This is a genomic window from Stieleria maiorica (assembly GCF_008035925.1).
Taxonomy (GTDB): Bacteria; Planctomycetota; Planctomycetia; order Pirellulales; family Pirellulaceae; genus Stieleria; species Stieleria maiorica.
Genome location: NZ_CP036264.1, coordinates 9,501,637 through 9,519,629 on the forward strand (window position 1 = coordinate 9,501,637; position 17,993 = coordinate 9,519,629).

A 17,993-nucleotide genomic window follows, 5' to 3' on the forward strand; every position below is an offset into this window, starting at 1 on the left:
CCCGATGAACCAACACGGGTGTGAAGATCAGTTGTCGGTCGCTTCAGCCATGAGCTTCATTGCCACTCGGTCAACGATTTGACTTGGTAAAACGGACGTGGGGCCACGTTGAATTTTGTTGCGGCCACGACTGGCAATCGCGACGCCAAGAATTCGGCCCTGAGTGTCAATGACAGGGCATCCGACCTGTCGTTTTTGAATCGCAATGTCGGTATCAAAGACAGCCGCGAAACCAGATCGCCTGGGCGTGTCGTGCTCTCCCATCATCCAACTGATCCCGCCCGGGGCAGGCGGCAGGGATGTTCGAACCTTCATCGCTTTGTCGTGGCGTCGCAGGGTGACCGAGACCAAATCGCCGGTGAGATAGCCGTCCAATCTGCTCCGCAAGACTTCTGCCAAAATGGGAACACTCGGCGTCGAATGTCCATTGATCGAGGTGATGATGTCATCTCGCCGGAGTTTCAGGCCGTTCGAATTCAGCCCACGGGAAAGTGCGGGGCCTGCGGTTGAATCTTGTGCGGCTTCTCCTTTCCAACGCGGTTCCGGTGGAATCGCCCGTGTTTCGACCGACACGATTCCTGGATGCAGGGATTCGCCCGGAGCAACTGCACACAGAACTTGTCCGATCGTGGGCGGTTTCTCTGGATGAAACTCGGCCGCATCCAAACCGCTGGCGTCGATGTTCAAAATCGCCAGGTCATGTTCGCTGGACTCGGCTCGTTTTTCGCCGCTGACGACGGTCTGGTCGGGCAAACGACAGGTCACGTTGCCGCTTAGAACGCTCGCCTTGGTAAGAACGAGTCCGTCAGCGCCGACGATGATTCCGATGGCGGCCGGCTCAGAATCGACCAGTATTTCCACGAGCGACTTGCTCACGCCCTCACCCGCAGCGACAAAACGTTTTTTCAGCGGGGGCTGCACGCCGATCGCGGTGTCAATCGATTCGGTTTGTTTCAGCTTATCCCATTGCAATTTGACGACTTCTGAACGGTGGTGGGTTTCTCCCATAAAGACGCCCACGTACCTTCCACGTCGGTCGAATGCGCCGCCTCCCGACATCCCGCCATGAAAACGAATGTACTCGGTGTCGAAGTAATGGGCCCACAGCAGGTATACACGATGCCTGACCCTTGCCGGATAGACTCTCGGTGTTCGTGTGAGCGAAAACTCCCTGTTTTCGATGGCGGGATACCCGGCAAGGACGACCGGGTCTCCTGGTTTCAGGGTCGATGAATCACCGATCTCCGCGCATGGCCATGGACCGGGTGATGTTATCTTGGCAAGAGCAACGTCCGCGATCGGATTTGTTCCGAGAGCGACGGCGTCTGCGTCACGACCATCGGAAAAGCGAACCGTCAGTCGCTCCCCCGGCAGGTGTTCGGTGTGGGCGCAGGTCGCGATGAATCCGTCTTTGGAAACGACGACGCCGCTCCAGCGATCGTAATGTTCCCCGTCAAAGGAAAGCCGATCCTTCGACACCAATCGCACGATTGACTGTTTCGCGATTTGCTCAGCTTGTCGCAATTGCGAAACGTCCGTCGTTGCGGGCGGCTTCGGATCAACCAGTGCCGTCTCCCCCTTCCTTAGCGAAAGCATCTCGGGGTGGGCACCAGCCCCAACGCGGTAGAACGATTCCTGGCTGGGTGGATAACGCACCCAGTCCAGATTCTTTCCTGCAAAAAAGTCCACGCGATTTGCGGTGAATTGATCGACGGCGGTTACATAGCTTTGGTCGCCCGCAAAACATGTGTAAACGCCGAGCAATCGGCCATCCATCCCAACGACGGCCGAGGCGTCAAAGAGCTCGGGAAAGCATGTCGTGGTCAGCCAGCAAGCTGGCATCGTTCGATCCACGAAACCGTACCTTGCCGCCGGCGATACATCGAATCGTGTGTCGCCGCGTGTCGGAATGCCCATCACCAGACACGGAGAGCCCGCCTTCAAGTCTTTCGTGGAGCCAAGTTCGATCGCGGGCCACGGTCCCGTTTCCTTGATCTTCACAACGCACAGCCTCCATTCGAGAGACCAGCCCGCGCGACTGGCAGTGACAGTCCTACCATCGCTTAAGTGGATTTTCACCTCATTCGATTCAAGGCCATTGACCATGGCAAAGCCATTTCCCACCAAGACGTGTCCGTCTGGAGATACAATGACTCCCGTTGAAACCATCGGTCCGTCGGTTGAGTCGGTCTTTTCAACCCGCACGATCGAGTTTTTGACGGTGTCGTAAAGCCGCGGCAATTCAGGCAAGAATGATTCCACGGCGGCCAAGACTGGACCACCTTCCCCGCCCACAACAGCCGCGGGAGGCACTGCGGTCGAAGGCACTGCGGACGAAACGAGGAGAACCAGCAAAACGCAGGTGCGGCGAAAGCGCAAGCGAGTGAGTTCCATGCAATCGCTCCTTGGAAGATCGCTATTGCGGAAAACGAAGGGCATGCAGCAGTATGAACGCCGTCAATTCATCGCTGATCGAGGGCTGATGCATCTCAAGCCAGCTCGCCCGCGGCCGCCGCACGCGAAATGTACGCTGACAACGACCTTTACATGTTGATGCGCTTGTTGGACCGAATTGTCTCTTATTTTCGCTGCTTCGTCTCTGCGCATGGGATTCTCCATCGTAGTGGACGACGCGAGGAGTCCAGCTCTTGGTCTTAGCATCGGAAACGACACGAGGAGCCTAGCGCAAGAATGCTGGCGCACGAAATTCACGGATTTTCCGCGGTGAATGGACTCGTCGCCTCGTCCACTACACGACCCTGTGCGGCTACGTCGGTTCGGGAAGTACCTTGCCCGTTCGTGCATCGACGCGGTGGAGGCGCGTTTTTTCGCCGCTCGTGCCGCTGGCGGTTTTCAGCGAGACCAACCAATAGGGATCATCGGGCACATTGGCCGCCACCATGGCGCGACGGATCTCCGGATCGTTGACGCCGGTTTCGCTATAGAGCTGGGCGTGGAATTCCTGTTCCCGACGGATTCTTTCGCGGTCGAACAGGACCGCAGAGCACTTCGTCCCCGGCTGAATATCGCCGAAATGTTCGATGACGATCATGATCGCCGCTTTTTGGTCAATCTCTCGCACGACGACTCCACTCTTTCGATGACTCACAGCAATTCCATTGTCGTCATACCGAGCTCAAACGCAACCGAACCAGCAGGGGCGTTGAGTCCGCCACGAGTCCGCTTCGGGGAACGGCAGCTCGCCGTTTCCTGCGCGTCGCCCCGGCCGGTGATACCTGCAATCACGGCGGCCAACGCATGCGGGAACTGGGGCGACCGGCTGTTAAGGACTGACTTGCGATCGCACGGAATCGTCACCAAGCGTCGGCAGCAACTTCGTCGCCGGATTGACGATCCATGAGGAATTGCGAATTCGTGCGGAGGAATTTTACATTCCGACGGCGCTCGACAAGCAGCAAGGTCGTGCGTGTATTCATCAGCCTGGCTTGCCTGCGAGCGATGCGCGGATCTTGTTACTTCCCGATCCCGATTTGAACGGCCGAGACAGCTTGATAGCAGACATGATCTGGACTCGGACTCTTGCGTAAGCCCCCGTCCGCAGAGGCAGGGGGTACGCCTCGCCTCTGCCGCAATGTACACTGTGTAGCGATTGAGAAATTTCACGTTCCAGGACGACGGCCCCACGATGGTGTTCCAGGCCGAGCCGCTCGGCCCAAAATGGCCCAAGCATGCCCCAGACTGATTAGGGTTGGTGTTCAGTGCAAATCCCCAGGCTCGCATCGGGTTGAGCGCATGACAGAGCGAACCGCAGAACCGAACCCCTGAGCGACTCAACACCCCCACCTGACGCTTTTTTGTTTTCTTCGCATCCACCAAAGAGGATAACCATGACCAATTCGTCTCGTCTGAGCCGTCGTAGTTTCTTGCAGGTGACGTCTGCGATGACAGCGGGCGGTGTAATTGCTGGCACCAGCAATTCTTCTTTTGCCCAGGATTCACCGAACGAACGTCCCGTCTTCGCAACGATCGGCCTCCGCAACCAGGGCTGGACCATCACCGATAAGTCGACGAAGTTCGCCGACTTTGCTGCCTTCGCCGATGTTGACTCAAATGTTCTCGGAGCGATCAATGAGAAACTAAAAGCAAAGACGGGCAAGGCGGCCGACGGCTACAGCGATTACCGAAAGGTGCTCGAGCGCGATGACATCGATGCGGTGATGATCGCGACACCTGATCACTGGCACACCAAGATTTCTGTCGAAGCGATGCTGGCTGGCAAGGACGTCTACTGCGAGAAGCCGTTGACGCTAACGATCGCCGAAGGCAAGCTGATTGAAAAGGTCGTGAAGCAAACCGGCCGCGTCTTTCAGGTTGGAACGATGCAGCGCACCGAGAATGAGCATCGATTCTTGAAAGCCATCGCACTGATCCGAGCCGGCCGGATCGGGGAGATCCGAAAGGTTACCTGTGGCATCAACGGGGCGACGGGCTCCCCGGTGATCCCGGCCGTCGACATTCCCGAGGGACTTGATTGGGACGCGTGGCTCGGCCCGGCACCCGAAGCGTCCTACCGAGCCTTGCCGGAGATGCGGACGGGGTACGGCGGTGGCGTTCCTCTCTACACCAATTGTCACTATGCCTGGCGCAATTGGTACGAGTATTCAGGCGGACAGATGAACGATTGGGGAGCCCATCATGTCGACATCGCGACCTGGGCTCTCGGCGCCAGCGACACCGGACCAAACAGAATCACGCCGGTCAGCTATTCGCTTCCGGTCGACTACAAGAATGGCTACCCGACCGTCGATGATCGGTACAATTCGCCGACGAAATTCGAGATTCATGCGAACATGCCGGGTGACATTCCACTGGTCATCACGAGCGAGGGTGACAACGGCATCTTGTTCGAGGGCACCAAGGGCCGGTTCTTCGTGAACCGCGGTCGGTTGTCGGGCAAACCCGTTGAAGACCTGGAAAACAATCCCTTGCCCGAAGGTGCGGTGGAGGAGGTCTACGGCGGACCGGTCAGCGAAAACCACACGGCCAACTTTATCGCTGCGATGCAGTCTCGAGAGCAGCCGATTTCCGACGTCTGGTCGCACAACCGAATGCTGGAGACGTGCCACTTGGCGAACATTGCCATCCGTTTGGGGCGTGAACTGAAGTGGGATCCTGCCAAACGCGAAATCGTTGGTGATGCCGAAGCCAATTCGTTTCTCGCACGCGAAAGCCGCAGCGGCTTCGAAATCGACATGTAGCGTTCAATGCCGTCGCCGATAAGCAGCGAATCATGGAATGGATCCGTGAATTGCCGCGCCCCCCGGCCCCAGCCCGATCGTTCCATCTTCCTGACAGCAATGTTGCGTCGAATAATCGACATCGACGCGGCGAAACATTCGCATCGAGATTTGTCAGTACCCGCCAAGTCGATGCTCCCGTCGACACGGATCGCGGTGGTTTTCCCGGAAAGGAGATGCTCTCGAGCTTGCAGAGGCGTCATCTTCATGATTTCAATCCCGGATGATGCGGATTTCTTCTGGTGAGTATTCGCGCTGACGCCAGACGCGGTAGAACCCCGTTGGTAGCGCGATTGCGGCGTGCTCGTCATGAACCAGCGTCGCTTCAGCCGCCGTCACGTGTAAAAACTTCCCCTCGGGCGTGTCGTAAAGATCCGCCGAACCCCGCTCGGCGATTCCCGCCGTTTCGAACGCGACGCCCTTGCCCCGGGAAACGGCTCGCGAGATAATTGGGGCTGATTCACTTCGCTCTTCATTCGCTCGCACTCGGCGGAGAAACACACAACCAGCTCATCGCACCGTTACTGCAAGTCGTTTCGAATTCAATCCGTTCGTTTCACTGGTAGATCGAATAAGTGAGGTGCAGCATGCGTGCGTCTGTTTCAAGCAAGTTTCTCGATTTCACGAAGCCGCTGGAAGGTTATGTCGAGTACATGTACGCCGACATCAAGGGGCTTGTGACGGTCGGAATCGGGAATCTGATCGACCCCGTCAACACGGCAACGTCCCTCCCGTTTGTGGACAAGAAAACCGGCCGACGGGCAACCAAGCAGGAGATTGTTGCCGAATGGAATCTGATCAAGGATCCCAGGGGAACACGTGGTTTGGCCAGGAAGGGGCACCGTGCCTGCGCCCCGCTCACCAAGCTGCGTCTGACCGAAGCGGCGATTCATGATCTTTGCGAACGGAAGCTCAATAGTAATGAGGCGAATTTGAAGAAGGTGACCGAGTTTCAAGCGTTCGACTCCTGGCCGGCCGACGCACAACTGGCACTGCTGAGCATGGCTTGGGCGATGGGTCCGGGGTTCGCCAGTGCCGGGAAATGGCCGAAATTCCGCAAGGCCTGCGGGGCGATGGACTTCGACGCCGCCGCGGCGAATTGTCAGATGAGCACCACGGGCAACCCGGGCTTGATCAAACGGAACACCGAGAACCAAACGCTGCTGCGAAACGCAGCGGCTGTTTTGGCCGGCGAAGCCGATGGTTTCTACAACCGAGAAACCTTGTATTGGCCGCAGATCAACGCCAAGCCGGTTGCCATGTAGTGCTGAGACCCGTCGCGGCCGACCGGATCATCACCCCCACGGCGCCGTGTAGGATGTGTCATGCGGCCGCCTGCCGCCATGGCATCTTTCTGGGCGACCGCACGCCGACAAAGTAGATTAGTGATCGTTCCGTCACCAAGGTTTTCCCATTCAGATTGATCTCGACGAAGTCTTGACCAAGAAACAGCCCGATGCCATCGGTGCCGATGGGTAGCCGGCATCCGTTGCATCAGCACAACTGTTACCCAGCGGAGGTGTCCTGTTGAAATAGTCAATTGCGATTCGCATTCATGCACGATCAATTTCAGGAACTGATTCTTCACGTTCTTCTGCAGCTGGCGGCAATCATCGCAGCGGCCCGAGCCGGTGCTTGGCTGATGGGAAAGCTGGGGCAGCCACAGGTTGTCGGCGAAATCATGGCGGGATTGCTGCTGGGGCCATCGGTCTTTGGACGCGTTGCGCCCGGAGCAGTGGAGTATTTGTTCCCTGACGACACGAACACCGTTTTTCGAGTCTTGAGCGAACTCGGGCTTGTGCTGCTCATGTTCTTGATCGGGCTGGAGTTCGAGTTTTCGCACCTGCGCCGAGTTGGCAAAACCTCGGTCGGGATCGCGGGAGCTGGCATCGTGTTGCCGTTCGCGCTCGGCATAGGTCTTGCCGCATGGTTGCACACGGTCCTAGCCCCCGACGTGGATCGGGTCGGGTTCATGTTGATCATGGGAGTCGCATTGTCGATCACCGCGATTCCGATCTTGGGCCGAATCATGATCGAGTTGAAGATCCATCGAACTGAACTGGGGACCACCATTATCGCCGCCGCAGCGATTGACGATGCACTGGGTTGGATTCTGCTGGCTGCCATCGGCGCGCTGATCCACGGCGGATTTGCCGTTTGGGATGTCGCCACAATGCTTTTGACAACGCTTGCATTCGTAGGAGCGTGTTTTTTTATTGTCCGCCCGGTCTTGTTGCGTTGGACGGGCGATCTACTTTGCCAAGGCCGTGGCGACCTGTCGGTGGGAGGTTTGTCGGCCGTTCTGGTGTTGGTGTTTCTCTCAGCAGTGGCGACAAACTTGATCGGCATCTTTGCGATCTTTGGCCCTTTTGTCCTTGGCGCGATGCTGTCTGATCGAGAGGCCTTTCGCGATGCAGTGGGACGCCGGCTGCGGGAATTCGTGTACGCGATGCTGTTGCCGATTTTCTTCACTTACACCGGTTTGCGAACGGACGTCGGACTGCTCGAATCGAGTCGCGATTGGGTGCTTTGCGGATTGGTTTTGTCGACCGCAGTTTTTGGAAAGATGCTCGGTTGTGGTCTCGCCGCGCGATTCGGTGGAATGTCCTGGCGCGAGAGTGGATGCGTGGCCGTGATGATGAACACCAGGGCGTTGATGGGTCTGATCGCGATCAATGTCGGCCGTGAGCTGGGCGTTGTACCGGATCAGGTGTTTAGCATGCTGGTCATCATGGCCGTCGTCACCACCTTGATGACAACGCCCATCCTGCGGCGACTGCTCGGAAATGATTTCGCGTCGGAATCGCCAAATGAACGGGCGTGATGGCAACCGTGATGGTCATGCAGATCAGAGTGAGAGGAATGCCGGATCGGTCGGTGAATTGCAAATTGCAAAATGAACATTGCAAATTTTGAATTGCTTAAGAGCGAGTGCTGCGTTCCGATTCGATGCTCGGGTTCAGGGGGACGCGAGCAGGGTGCAGACGCTCGCCACGATGCCGCCGGCCGATCGCCGAGGAAACCGACATCGAGACTCGTGACGCTCTGTCCTGCGGATCGCGCACCCACAGCGCTGATCTGTCACGCGATTCGGGTACCTCACGCGTTCATTTCATCCTCCATCCCACCCCATCCAGCTCAGAGGATATTCTGACAGGTGCAGATCGCGCCCAAGCCCAACGCGTCAAGCCATCCGTTCATCAGCGGCGCCAATATCCAATTTGCAATGTTCATCTTGCAATTTGCAATCCCCCCTCCGTCGTTCGATCCGATGAGCGAAGTGCCGATCTTCAAGAATCCATCAATTGCACAGCGAATCTCGCCTCAGCCGCGATGGTCTCCCGTTTGCTACAATCGACCTCATGAAACAGCTGTCTTGGCCCCGCAGGGTTTTCGAGTGGGAGGTAAATCTAAAGAATGCACACGGAGGAGGATGACCTATCCAAAGGGCAAACTGCCCTGGCAACCGTCTTTGGCTTTTCTCAGGCCGACCTTGCAGCCAATCAGTCCGGTGAACTTTCGGTAGCACAGAAGGAACGAATCTCAAGGACACACGATGCCAACTCACGTTTTGCATGGGTCGCCTTCTCGATCGTGTTTGGAGTCGCCTTCCTCGGCTTCGGTGCAGACATGATTCGCACGGGCAACTTCGGGACGAAATCCTTGTCGGCGTACGTTGGTGTCACGGTGTTTTTCGGTCTGATCCTATGCGGCTTCACTCTTCATTACCGGCATCAGATGAAGCGGACTCTTCGGGATGGAAGAACTTACCCTGTGAAAGGCAAGATCCAGTTATTCACGATGCGGAAAGAAAAATTGATGCATCGATATTTTTGTATCGACGACCATCGGTTTCAAATTGAGCGGTACGATCACTTTGAATTGCTGAAGCAGTCTGGCTTGGCAGGACAGGAAGCCATCATGTACGTTTCAACGCCGCGGAAGGCGGTCCAGTCAGTCGAGTTGAAAACCTGACTTTCTCCCTGTTGCTTGCGGATCGCTGACGCATTGTCTCGATGCGCGCGATCGGCGAAAGAAATCGCCGCGGCTCTCGTTGTAGTCGACGCGAAAAACAATGCGGCTATGGATTTCGATGCGAAGTTCGGTTTCATCTCCCTGCCCAAAATGAAGTCGCGTCTGTTCTTGCCCATGGAAACAGCCCAGAAACTCAATCTGACATGAATCGCGAAGCAATCGTCGGATGCATTTTGGGAACCGCGGTCGGTGATGCGTTAGGGTTGCCCTATGAAGGCATTTCGCCCCAGCGGTCGCCTAAACTGCTCGGCCCGCCCGACCGGTACCGCTTTTTCTTTCGTCGCGGCATGATCTCCGACGACACCGAACACACCTGCATGGTCGCGCAGTCTTTGATTGACGCCAACGGCGATGTTGCAGGGTTTACGCGCAGCTTTTCCAGACGTTTGCGGTGGTGGATTCTGGCCTTGCCGGCAGGGGTTGGCAAAGCGACGGCGCGATCGGGAATCAAGTTATGGCTCGGAGCCAATCCTCAACGGGCAGGCGTGTTCTCGGCCGGAAACGGTCCCGCCATGCGGGCGGCGATCTTCGGCGCGGCGTTGGACGACGTTTCGCTGATGTTGGACTTGGTTCGCGCTTCCTCGCGATTGACCCACTGCGATCCCAAAGCCGAATACGGTGCGATCGCCGCGGCGTTGGCAGCCAAACACTCGCGGGACCAGGAATCCGTCGACGCGAACCTTTGGCTCGACAAAGTTGTCGTTGCCGTGGGAGACGGTGGCGCGGAGCTGATCGACCTGCTTCGCCAGGCAATCCGCAGCCTGGACGCCGGGGAAACCACCACGGCGTTCGCCGAATCGCTCGGCCTGGATCGCGGCGTGACCGGATACACCTACCACACCGTCCCGGTCGCAATCCACGCGTGGCTGTCCCATCCCAACGATTTCCGTCGGGCCGTGACGCGCATCATCGAGTGCGGAGGCGACGCGGACACGACGGCCGCGATCGTCGGTGGCATCGTGGGCGCAGGTGTCCGGCGCGAGGGCATCCCCACGGAATGGTTGGACGGGATTTGGGAATGGCCACGCAGCGTCCCTTGGATGCAGCGTCTCGGCGCGACGCTGGCCGATTCACTCGACGACGTCGGCTTGGTGAAATCGCCGACCGTCAACCCGATCGCGGTGCTACTCCGCAATTTACTGTTCCTGTTCGTCGTTCTCTTTCACGGCTTCCGCCGACTCGCTCCGCCTTATGGTCAATGACGGAAAATACAGCGGACATGGACATGATTGGCGGCTCCGGGACTTGCTGAGCGGCCCAATACTACGCAAACTGCGCAACGCAGGTTGCGTAATCTGGAGGTGGTGATGAATCCCTTTTCTTATGGTGGCATTGTCGGCAATGGCGCGTTTTGCAATCGAGCGAGAGAACTGGGCGACCTCAGGGAGACGATGAAGTCCGCTGGCCGCTGTTTCGTCTATGCGGAGCGCAGGATGGGCAAGACTTCGCTCATCCTGCGTGCCTTAAACAAGCTTCCGAAAAAGCAGTTTGTCCCTGTGTACGTCGATTTGTGGCCGACCGACGGGTCGGCGGCGTTTTCAAGACGCGAACAAGCAGATCGACCGACAGACGATCGAAGAGCTATGTGTTCGGACCGGGGGCATCCATTCTATACGCAGCATCTTTGTCATATTGTCTGGTCGATGACCGATCAGGGGAATGCTGTCACTGGAAATGCGTTTGAATCGGCTATCACCGAATTGCTGCGTCGGGAGAGCCATGCGTACGTGAATCTATGGGAGTCACTTACCAAGAACGAGCAGCGTTTCCTGCGAGGACTTGCTCAAAGCGAGCTTCCACCCAAGCCGTTTTCCTCCGATTTCACTCGCCGATTCGGGCTCCGTCGTGCATCCAACGCGCAGCGGGCGGCGGAGTCTTTGGAATCGAGCGATCTCATCGAACGCGAGGAAGCCTCGTTTGTCATCATCGATCGTTTTCTGCGACTCTGGATTCGGCAACTTTTTTCCAGGTAGCGATGCAATTTGCATTCCCCCGATGTCCATCGACCGAGAATCCATCGAATCCAACCTTCGCCTGCACGTCGATCGGCTTGCGGGACTGATCGGTCCGCGCACGTTGAGTCAGCCGAAGACGATACAGGCCACGATCGGGTACATCGAAGGCCAGTGGTCCGAGATGGGGCTCATCCACACGCGTGAATGCTATGACGCCGATGGCGACGAAGCGACCAACCTGATCGTCGAACGTCACGGCACCAAGCGAGCCGATGAGATCGTGTTGCTCGGCGCCCACTACGACACGGTCTACTGCACGCCCGGCGCCGACGACAACGCATCGGCCGTGGCGGTGCTGCTGGAAGTCAGTCGGTTGCTGCGTGAGCACACCGGCAAGCGGACGGCGCGCTTCGTCGCCTTCGCTTGCGAAGAGCCGCCGTATTTCAACCTGGATTCGATGGGCAGCCAGCATCACGCCCGCCAGTCGCGCGGGCGCGGCGACAACATCGTCGGAATGTTGTGCTTGGAGATGGTCGGCTACTACAGCCTGGCCAAAGGATCACAGACGGTTCCGCCGGGGATTCCCAAATGGATGCATCGGTTCTTTCCCCAGCGAGGCAACTTTCTGGCGGCCGTCGGCAACCTGCCGTCTTGGAAACTGTGCTGGAGATTCCGGCGCGGGTTCAAGCGGGGCACGCGACGACTGCCCCTATTCTCGATCTGCCTGCCGGAAAAGATTCACGAGATCCGGCTGAGCGACAACAGCTCGTTCTGGGACCAGGGCTACCCGGCGCTGATGCTGACCGACACCAGTTTTCTGCGCAACCCCAATTACCACCAAGCCACCGACACCCCGGACACGCTGGACTACCCCAGAATGACCGAAGTCACCCTGGGTGTCGCCTCGGCGATGAGGAAATTGCTCGGGTAGCGTGGGCGAATTCGGTTGATTGCAAATTGCAATCTCTCTCGCCCGTAGTGGACGAGGCGACGAGTCCATTGCGTTTGACGCCCAGTCAGGACTCTCCCCGTCAACTCAATGACCGCATCCTCGATTGCAAATTGCAAATTGAACATTTCAAAATTCAAATTGCAGTAGAACGCACGTTGGAATTCCCGAAAGACGCCGCGAATTTCCCCGCAATCCAACGATCGCAATCCGCTCCCCAATCTCGGTCATCAATTCCCAATTCCCAATTCCAAATTTGCAATGTTCAATTTGCAATTTGCAATATCCCCCTCCTCCCGTTCATTGGCAACCTGCTATTCATTCCGCCGGCGGGCATTCCCTTGCCTTGGACGCATTTAACTCAATGAACCGATGCCATTCTTCCGGCACCTCCTCTTCATGGAAGATCGCTTCCGTCGGACATTCCGGAACACAGGCGCCGCAGTCGATGCATTCCTCCGGGTCGATGTAGACCATTGTTGTGTCTTCGTGAAAGCACTCGGCCGGGCAAACCGCCAGGCGTCGATGAACGCACCGTGCGACGGCGAGTCGCCAAGGTACGCCAATCGCTCGCCGTCCACCGCAAATCAATTTCCGAGCTGACGATGCGGCCCGACAGTCGCCGTGTTCTCCGAACTCGGCGAATCACAAAAGCGAAGCTTTGCCCCGCGCCGACCTCGGAGAGGACGGCGACTGTCCAGCCCCCTCAAAATCTAGATTGCGGTAGGCTCACCGACTTCGGGTTCTCGCAAGCCTCCCTCGAAGCCTCATCGCCGCTGCTCGGCGGAACCCTCGGCTTCGCGGCCCCGGAGCAAATCGCCCCCGCTTTCGGCCGCATCAGCCCCCAAACCGACATCTACGCCATCGGCGGCCTGATCCACTGGTACCTCTACGGAAAGCCCCCAATGCGGGCAACGGTGCTTCCGAAACCCTGATGGAAACGATCGGGAATCAGCGATTCAACGACGAACCCGGTTCGCAACCCGATGCGGCCCGTCAAAGGATCCTGCGAAGCACGTTGGCGAAATCCCCGGCGGACCGAACCACGACGGCAAGGGACATCCTCCAGCTACTTGCGGACGAACTCACCGCCCTAGAACCGCCAGAGCAATCTTCACCCCGTAGTGGATGAGGCGACGAATCCCTTCCCCGTCGTCCGCCGGATCAAGGACTCGTCGTCTCGTCCGATACAAACTCAGTCCACCTTTTTCCGTTTCGTCCAGCAAGGCCGATCTTGAAACTGTGCCGTTGAGGGTGAGCCGAAAACCTTGTTCTCATCCTTGAATACCGATTGAAGCACTCACCGTTGATCGCACGTCGGAATACAACGGCGTTTGAGCCCCTTGCCATTCACGCTGCGTACACACGGGACGAAATCTTGGTGGCGCTTCGGCACTGGAGTTTCAATGACCGATCAAGCCAAAGCGAAGGTGTTCTGCATCTGAAGAAACACCTTGGGCGTCGCCCAACGCTAGGGGTGTGAACGGCCTTTGGCCGAAGAGACGGGAGTTCGGAGTGGAGCGACGCCCGTCGGTCGGCACTGTTGGGTATCGCTCTCCTTCTGCCTCTTACGGATCGTGCGAATGGACATTGAGCGTCCCGTGACGTTGACGGCGAGCGGTTTTTGGGGGGAGCGGCTGGGAGTGAGGGGCCGTGCAATTGCCGCGTTTCCGGGTCACGGCCCCTCATCCCCGGCCCTTCTCCCCCCGCAAAGCCGTGGAGAAGGGAGCCATCGTAGGTTGTTTGGAAACCGCCTTCCTGCTTGGCTGGCGCTTCATAGAACCGCGTGTGCTCGAATCACATGGAAGGTCTTGCCGACAGGTGGCGACGCGAATCCGTGGCTCCCCGGCCGCGCGGCATCCGTGGGTTCGCACTGCTATCCGTGGGCCTTTTTGATTCCCTCTCTTCCAGCAAGGGGCGCGGAAGAGCTGGCGGTTGGAGCGGGGAGGGTTGCCAAGGTTGATCATTCAACAGCCGTCGGGTGAGCCGGGGGTGACAGGAACGAGTAAAGAGCCGGGATGACGAACAGCGTCAGCACGGTGGCGAAGGTCAGGCCGAAGATGAGCAGCCAGGCCAGGCCTTGCCACAGCGGCCCGCCGGCCAGGGCAAGCGGCAACGTCACGATGATGATCGAAGTGCGGGCGAGACTGTTGAACTGGAAAATCAACAACAGGATGATTGCGATGAACGACATACCGAACGAACGGAACATTTTCCATTGAGCCTTCATCGACTCTTCGAGCGCGCCGCCGATCTCAATGCGAAATCCGGGCGGCAGTTCGGCTTTCAACTGCTTCATCGGCTCGGAGTTGAAGACACGTATCGTGATGTCGTTGCCGGACGCCCCGAAGTCGATTCGCGACCTGACTTCGATCGTTCGATTTCCATCGCGTCGATCAATCGTCTCCGGTCGCCATTGCGGTTTGACGGTTGCGATGGCCGCCAGTGAAATCTTGCCGGCACGGATTTCCGCGTAGTTCAGCTTCAGGTTCTCCGGTTCCCAGGCGAGGTACCAGCGTGATCCGCCACCGCCGACGATGGTTCGCATGTTGAATAAACGCTGGTGTGACTTTCCTTCGGCATCGACGTGGGGGCTGAGCGCGCGGATCACCGCTTCGACTTTGCGAGCGGCTTCGTTGGTTTGCGCTATCGAAGCGGATTCGGGCAAGTAGATTTCAACGGCAAACTGGTCACGCTGTGTGAGCGGAAAGAACTCACTGGAGACCGGAAGCTGGGTCGCAAGCACCAACATGCCGATGGATGCGGAAATCGTGACGAACCGATGACGGAGCGACCAACCGAGTGCGGCGGCGTAGAGTCCGTAGAAGCCGCCTTGTGACGAGGCTGTCTAATGGAAGCGGACGCGGAGTTTGCGGCAATGCAATTTGTCGGCTTGCTGCGCACGTTCGCTTTCTGGCCAAGCATCGTCCACGGAGAGCCCCCACCCTCGCGCCGCAAACGCAATCAAATCGTCGCCTGCACTGTCGAGATGTTTCTCAGTCGATACGGGGTGGAATGAATCGTATAGCGGAACTCGTACAGAGTTTCGACGTGATCTGGCCGCGTGACGTAGGAGGACGAAAGTCTTGACGTGGTACAATCGGCGGACCGAAGTCGTTCCCATCCAACAAGACATGACCATGGAAGATCCAAACACCAGCGCCATGCCCCACAGTGACCTTGAATCCATCCTCGATCACTTGGACGATCCCGATGTCCGCTTTCCTGCCGATGCGATCGAAGAGGCGAGAAAGCGATCGCAAGAGATCACGCCCCTGCTGATCCGTCAAATTGAAGACGCGACCCATGATTGCCGGCTGGGAAAGCTTGATCCTTGCTGCGGCCACTTTTACGGTGCGCTGTTGCTGGCGGAGTTTCGCGCGGTGGAGGCCTGGCCGGCGATTCGTGCGGCGATCTCATTGCCAGGCGACTTGTCTTACAAATTATTCGGGGATGCAATCACCGAGGACTTCGGCTGTGTCATCGCCACACTTGCCGGAGATCAGCTGTCCGACATCGACGACCTGGTCAGCGATCGGTCGGTGGACGTCTACGTTCGCTGGGCTGCCTGCGATACAGCCTTGTATCGAATTCGCGATGAGGCGTGGTCTCGGGAAGAGGCTATCGAGTGGCTTTCTAGGCACCTTGAGAAAGCGATTGAAAACAAAGACGAATTGGCCGAGGGCCTGGTGACACGCTTGGAAGATTTGGCAGCCGAACAAAAGCTGCCCCTGATCGAAGCAGCATTTGCCGCCGGTGTGATCGACGACGAACTCTATTCCCTCGACGAAGTGAAAGAAACGATTGCACAGGGAGACGCGATTTTTCACGAGACGATGGAAGGGCTTCACTTTCCCAGCGGATTGGTCTCCCACGTCGAGGGATGGTTGGATGGCGGCGACATCGAGAGCGACTGGGACGTCGAATTCGGCCCCTACGATGACGAACCACTTGAGTCGTTTGTGCCCCTTGGCGAATCCGAGGACGATTACGTTTCCAGAAACGGCACCACGATTCGCAACGAGGGCGTCAAGGTCGGCCGCAACGACAAGTGCCCCTGCGGCAGCGGACAGAAATACAAGAAGTGCTGCGGAAGAACCTCCGTCCGGAACAACTAACTATCATGGGAATCACCATCCACTATCGCGGAACTGTCGACGATCTCGGGAAGATCGAAACGATGGATCGTCTGCGTCGCAAGAACGACTTGCGCAGCGAACGGATGACGCGCCGAATCGCCGAAGCGACGGCGTCTGGCATGTCGGTCAACGAAGCGTTCGAGTTGGCGATGCAAGAAGAAGGCTTTTCGCCTCCCAGCCGCGAGGCAGCCGATGGCGATGAGCGGCTGATCGAAGACGTCTCGCAGAAACAGCCATGGCTTGAAAGCCTGCCGTCACATCCGTTCGATCGCGACAGTCAGCCGTCGCGATCGGATACTCACCCGGCGGTGACCGAAGCGGAGTCGTTTCTGATGGCGGCCATGAAGCTGGCCAAAGAGGAACGCGACACGTCGCCGTTTGTCTCGATCCTGACGCGAGCGAGCATGGATATGCTTGGCGGCGTTGTCCAAGCGACCAGCGACGATTTCAGTGCTCTCACCCATCGCGCCCTCGCCATCAGCCAACTCAAACGTGCCCTGGCCGGCCATGCCTATGCCCGCGGCGCGATCTTCGGGCTGCGAAGTGCAGAAGTGATCAGCCAAGAGCAATCGTCGGCATTTCACGATCAACTCGAGTCGCTGCTGGGGACGATCCACCAGTTGACCGAAGACGCTTGGGCCTGACGTGACGAATGGACTCGTCGCCTCGTCCACTACCCGAAAGGCAAGCTGCGGCAGAAGACTAGTTCTTCCTCTCGGTGACACTGTCGATTTTTTCCTGGATAGATTGTTCGCGGTCGGTGCGGGTGCCGACTTTGATGCTGGTGGTGATTCGCGGCGCGCCGATCGCGTGGACGCGTTCGTGGCACCGCTTGATTGCCGCAAACACCTCATCCCAGTCGCCCTCGATGTTCGTGCCGTAGGCGTGAAGCTGGTGCTTTAACCCGGCTTCCTGCAAGACGTCCTGGCACTCGGCAACGTATTGGCTGACCGAAACACCGACGCCCATCGGGACGACGCACAGATCGACAATGACTTTCATCTCGCTTGGCTCTCTCATTTCAAGGAAAAATCCGATTTTAGGCTATCAGGCCTAAACTTTTCCGCCATGAAAGGCGGCAGCGATCGGTGCATTGCAAATTGCAAAATGAACATTGCAAATCTTAAATTGTCTCAGACTCGATTGCAGAAGTGCGAAATAGGGCTGAAAAATGCAAGCCGATGATCTGTCCGAAGGTTTGCTTGACTCGGCGGTGCAAGTCGACAACGCGCCGTTGTGATCAATACAAGCCCGAAGCGAGAGCGAGTGGGTGAATGACCTGCGCCCATGCACACTTGCCGGCGCTGCGTGCTTGTATTCGATTCCATTCCGGACGAAGTATCGCATTACGGCTCAGGAAGCACGTTGCGGAACGTCCTCAATAGCCAATTTGCAATGTTCATTTTGCAATTTGCAATCCTCCCCCCATCCTAAAACCCAGCCTTCTTGAGTTCGCTGCTCAATGCGTTTCGGGTGGGGAACTTCGCGCGAATGGATTCCACTTTGGCGATTGCCATCGATTTCCCACATGCCCTGGCAAGCACGGACAATTCTTCGGCAGCTCTCTGATACGCGGGGCGATTTCGTCCTTGGATGGCCGCGTCATCAAGCGGAGCGTCAACCGCACGAAACTCAACCCATTGATACTCCGACATTC

Annotated in this window: 17 protein-coding genes; 10 read left to right on the forward strand and 7 right to left on the reverse strand. The window is 57.7% G+C overall.

Annotated features, from left to right (window positions below):
* Positions 1-27: 27 nt before the first annotated feature.
* The gene (locus Mal15_RS32470) at positions 28-2,439 is read right to left on the reverse strand and encodes a trypsin-like peptidase domain-containing protein (protein ID WP_147871526.1); all 2,412 of its coding nucleotides are present in this window, start codon (positions 2,437-2,439) and stop codon (positions 28-30) included.
* A 328-nt stretch (positions 2,440-2,767) separates the two neighbouring features.
* Positions 2,768-3,109, reverse strand: coding sequence for a hypothetical protein (locus Mal15_RS32475; protein WP_233903167.1), 342 nt, complete (start codon positions 3,107-3,109; stop codon positions 2,768-2,770).
* A 739-nt stretch (positions 3,110-3,848) separates the two neighbouring features.
* Here Mal15_RS32475 and Mal15_RS32480 point away from each other — a divergent pair.
* The gene (locus Mal15_RS32480; protein WP_147871528.1) at positions 3,849-5,219 is read left to right on the forward strand and encodes a Gfo/Idh/MocA family protein; all 1,371 of its coding nucleotides are present in this window, start codon (positions 3,849-3,851) and stop codon (positions 5,217-5,219) included.
* Positions 5,220-5,471: 252 nt separating this feature from the next.
* Here Mal15_RS32480 and Mal15_RS32485 read toward each other — a convergent pair whose 3' ends face one another.
* The gene (locus Mal15_RS32485; RefSeq protein ID WP_147871529.1) at positions 5,472-5,759 is read right to left on the reverse strand and encodes a hypothetical protein; all 288 of its coding nucleotides are present in this window, start codon (positions 5,757-5,759) and stop codon (positions 5,472-5,474) included.
* A gap of 86 nt (positions 5,760-5,845) precedes the next feature.
* Here Mal15_RS32485 and Mal15_RS32490 point away from each other — a divergent pair, with 86 nt between their 5' ends.
* From Mal15_RS32490 to Mal15_RS32515, 6 genes are all read left to right on the forward strand, one after another.
* Positions 5,846-6,523 carry a lysozyme family protein gene (locus Mal15_RS32490; RefSeq protein WP_147871530.1) on the forward strand — a complete coding sequence of 226 codons (678 nt, stop codon included), beginning with the start codon at positions 5,846-5,848 and terminating at the stop codon, positions 6,521-6,523.
* 290 nt (positions 6,524-6,813) lie between these two features.
* Entirely contained in the window at positions 6,814-8,082 is a 1,269-nt protein-coding gene (locus Mal15_RS32495) for a cation:proton antiporter domain-containing protein (protein ID WP_147871531.1), read from the forward strand.
* Between the two features lie 593 nt (positions 8,083-8,675).
* Positions 8,676-9,233 carry a hypothetical protein gene (locus Mal15_RS32500; RefSeq protein WP_147871532.1) on the forward strand — a complete coding sequence of 186 codons (558 nt, stop codon included), beginning with the start codon at positions 8,676-8,678 and terminating at the stop codon, positions 9,231-9,233.
* Between the two features lie 203 nt (positions 9,234-9,436).
* The gene (locus Mal15_RS32505) at positions 9,437-10,495 is read left to right on the forward strand and encodes an ADP-ribosylglycohydrolase family protein (RefSeq protein ID WP_147871533.1); all 1,059 of its coding nucleotides are present in this window, start codon (positions 9,437-9,439) and stop codon (positions 10,493-10,495) included.
* Positions 10,496-10,600: 105 nt separating this feature from the next.
* Positions 10,601-11,266, forward strand: coding sequence for an ATP-binding protein (locus tag Mal15_RS32510; RefSeq protein WP_147871534.1), 666 nt, complete (start codon positions 10,601-10,603; stop codon positions 11,264-11,266).
* A gap of 22 nt (positions 11,267-11,288) precedes the next feature.
* Positions 11,289-12,179, forward strand: a complete 891-nt coding sequence (locus tag Mal15_RS32515) for a M28 family peptidase (RefSeq protein ID WP_147871535.1) — start codon at positions 11,289-11,291, stop codon at positions 12,177-12,179.
* A 336-nt stretch (positions 12,180-12,515) separates the two neighbouring features.
* Here Mal15_RS32515 and Mal15_RS34840 read toward each other — a convergent pair whose 3' ends face one another.
* Together Mal15_RS34840 and Mal15_RS32530 are read right to left on the reverse strand one after the other, a co-directional pair.
* The gene (locus Mal15_RS34840; RefSeq protein ID WP_233903597.1) at positions 12,516-12,764 is read right to left on the reverse strand and encodes an indolepyruvate ferredoxin oxidoreductase subunit alpha; all 249 of its coding nucleotides are present in this window, start codon (positions 12,762-12,764) and stop codon (positions 12,516-12,518) included.
* 1,396 nt (positions 12,765-14,160) lie between these two features.
* Positions 14,161-14,949: an efflux RND transporter permease subunit gene (locus tag Mal15_RS32530; RefSeq protein ID WP_233903168.1), complete on the reverse strand. Its 789-nt coding sequence runs from the start codon at positions 14,947-14,949 to the stop codon at positions 14,161-14,163.
* Between the two features lie 126 nt (positions 14,950-15,075).
* On the opposite strand from Mal15_RS32530, the gene Mal15_RS32535 reads away from it, so the two are divergent.
* The 3 genes from Mal15_RS32535 to Mal15_RS32545 all read left to right on the forward strand — a co-directional run bounded on the left by Mal15_RS32535 (position 15,076) and on the right by Mal15_RS32545 (position 16,980).
* On the forward strand, positions 15,076-15,216 hold the full coding sequence (locus Mal15_RS32535) for a TetR/AcrR family transcriptional regulator C-terminal domain-containing protein (protein WP_233903598.1): 141 nt from the start codon (positions 15,076-15,078) through the stop codon (positions 15,214-15,216).
* Positions 15,217-15,283: 67 nt separating this feature from the next.
* Positions 15,284-16,315, forward strand: coding sequence for a DUF1186 domain-containing protein (locus Mal15_RS32540; RefSeq protein WP_147871539.1), 1,032 nt, complete (start codon positions 15,284-15,286; stop codon positions 16,313-16,315).
* 5 nt (positions 16,316-16,320) lie between these two features.
* Positions 16,321-16,980: a hypothetical protein gene (locus tag Mal15_RS32545; RefSeq protein ID WP_147871540.1), complete on the forward strand. Its 660-nt coding sequence runs from the start codon at positions 16,321-16,323 to the stop codon at positions 16,978-16,980.
* A 58-nt stretch (positions 16,981-17,038) separates the two neighbouring features.
* Here the strand turns inward: Mal15_RS32545 and Mal15_RS32550 are convergent, their stop codons facing one another.
* Both Mal15_RS32550 and Mal15_RS32555 read right to left on the reverse strand, forming a co-directional pair.
* Positions 17,039-17,338, reverse strand: a complete 300-nt coding sequence (locus tag Mal15_RS32550; RefSeq protein ID WP_147871541.1) for an MTH1187 family thiamine-binding protein — start codon at positions 17,336-17,338, stop codon at positions 17,039-17,041.
* A gap of 428 nt (positions 17,339-17,766) precedes the next feature.
* Positions 17,767-17,991, reverse strand: coding sequence for a hypothetical protein (locus Mal15_RS32555; RefSeq protein WP_147871542.1), 225 nt, complete (start codon positions 17,989-17,991; stop codon positions 17,767-17,769).
* Positions 17,992-17,993 lie beyond the last annotated feature (2 nt).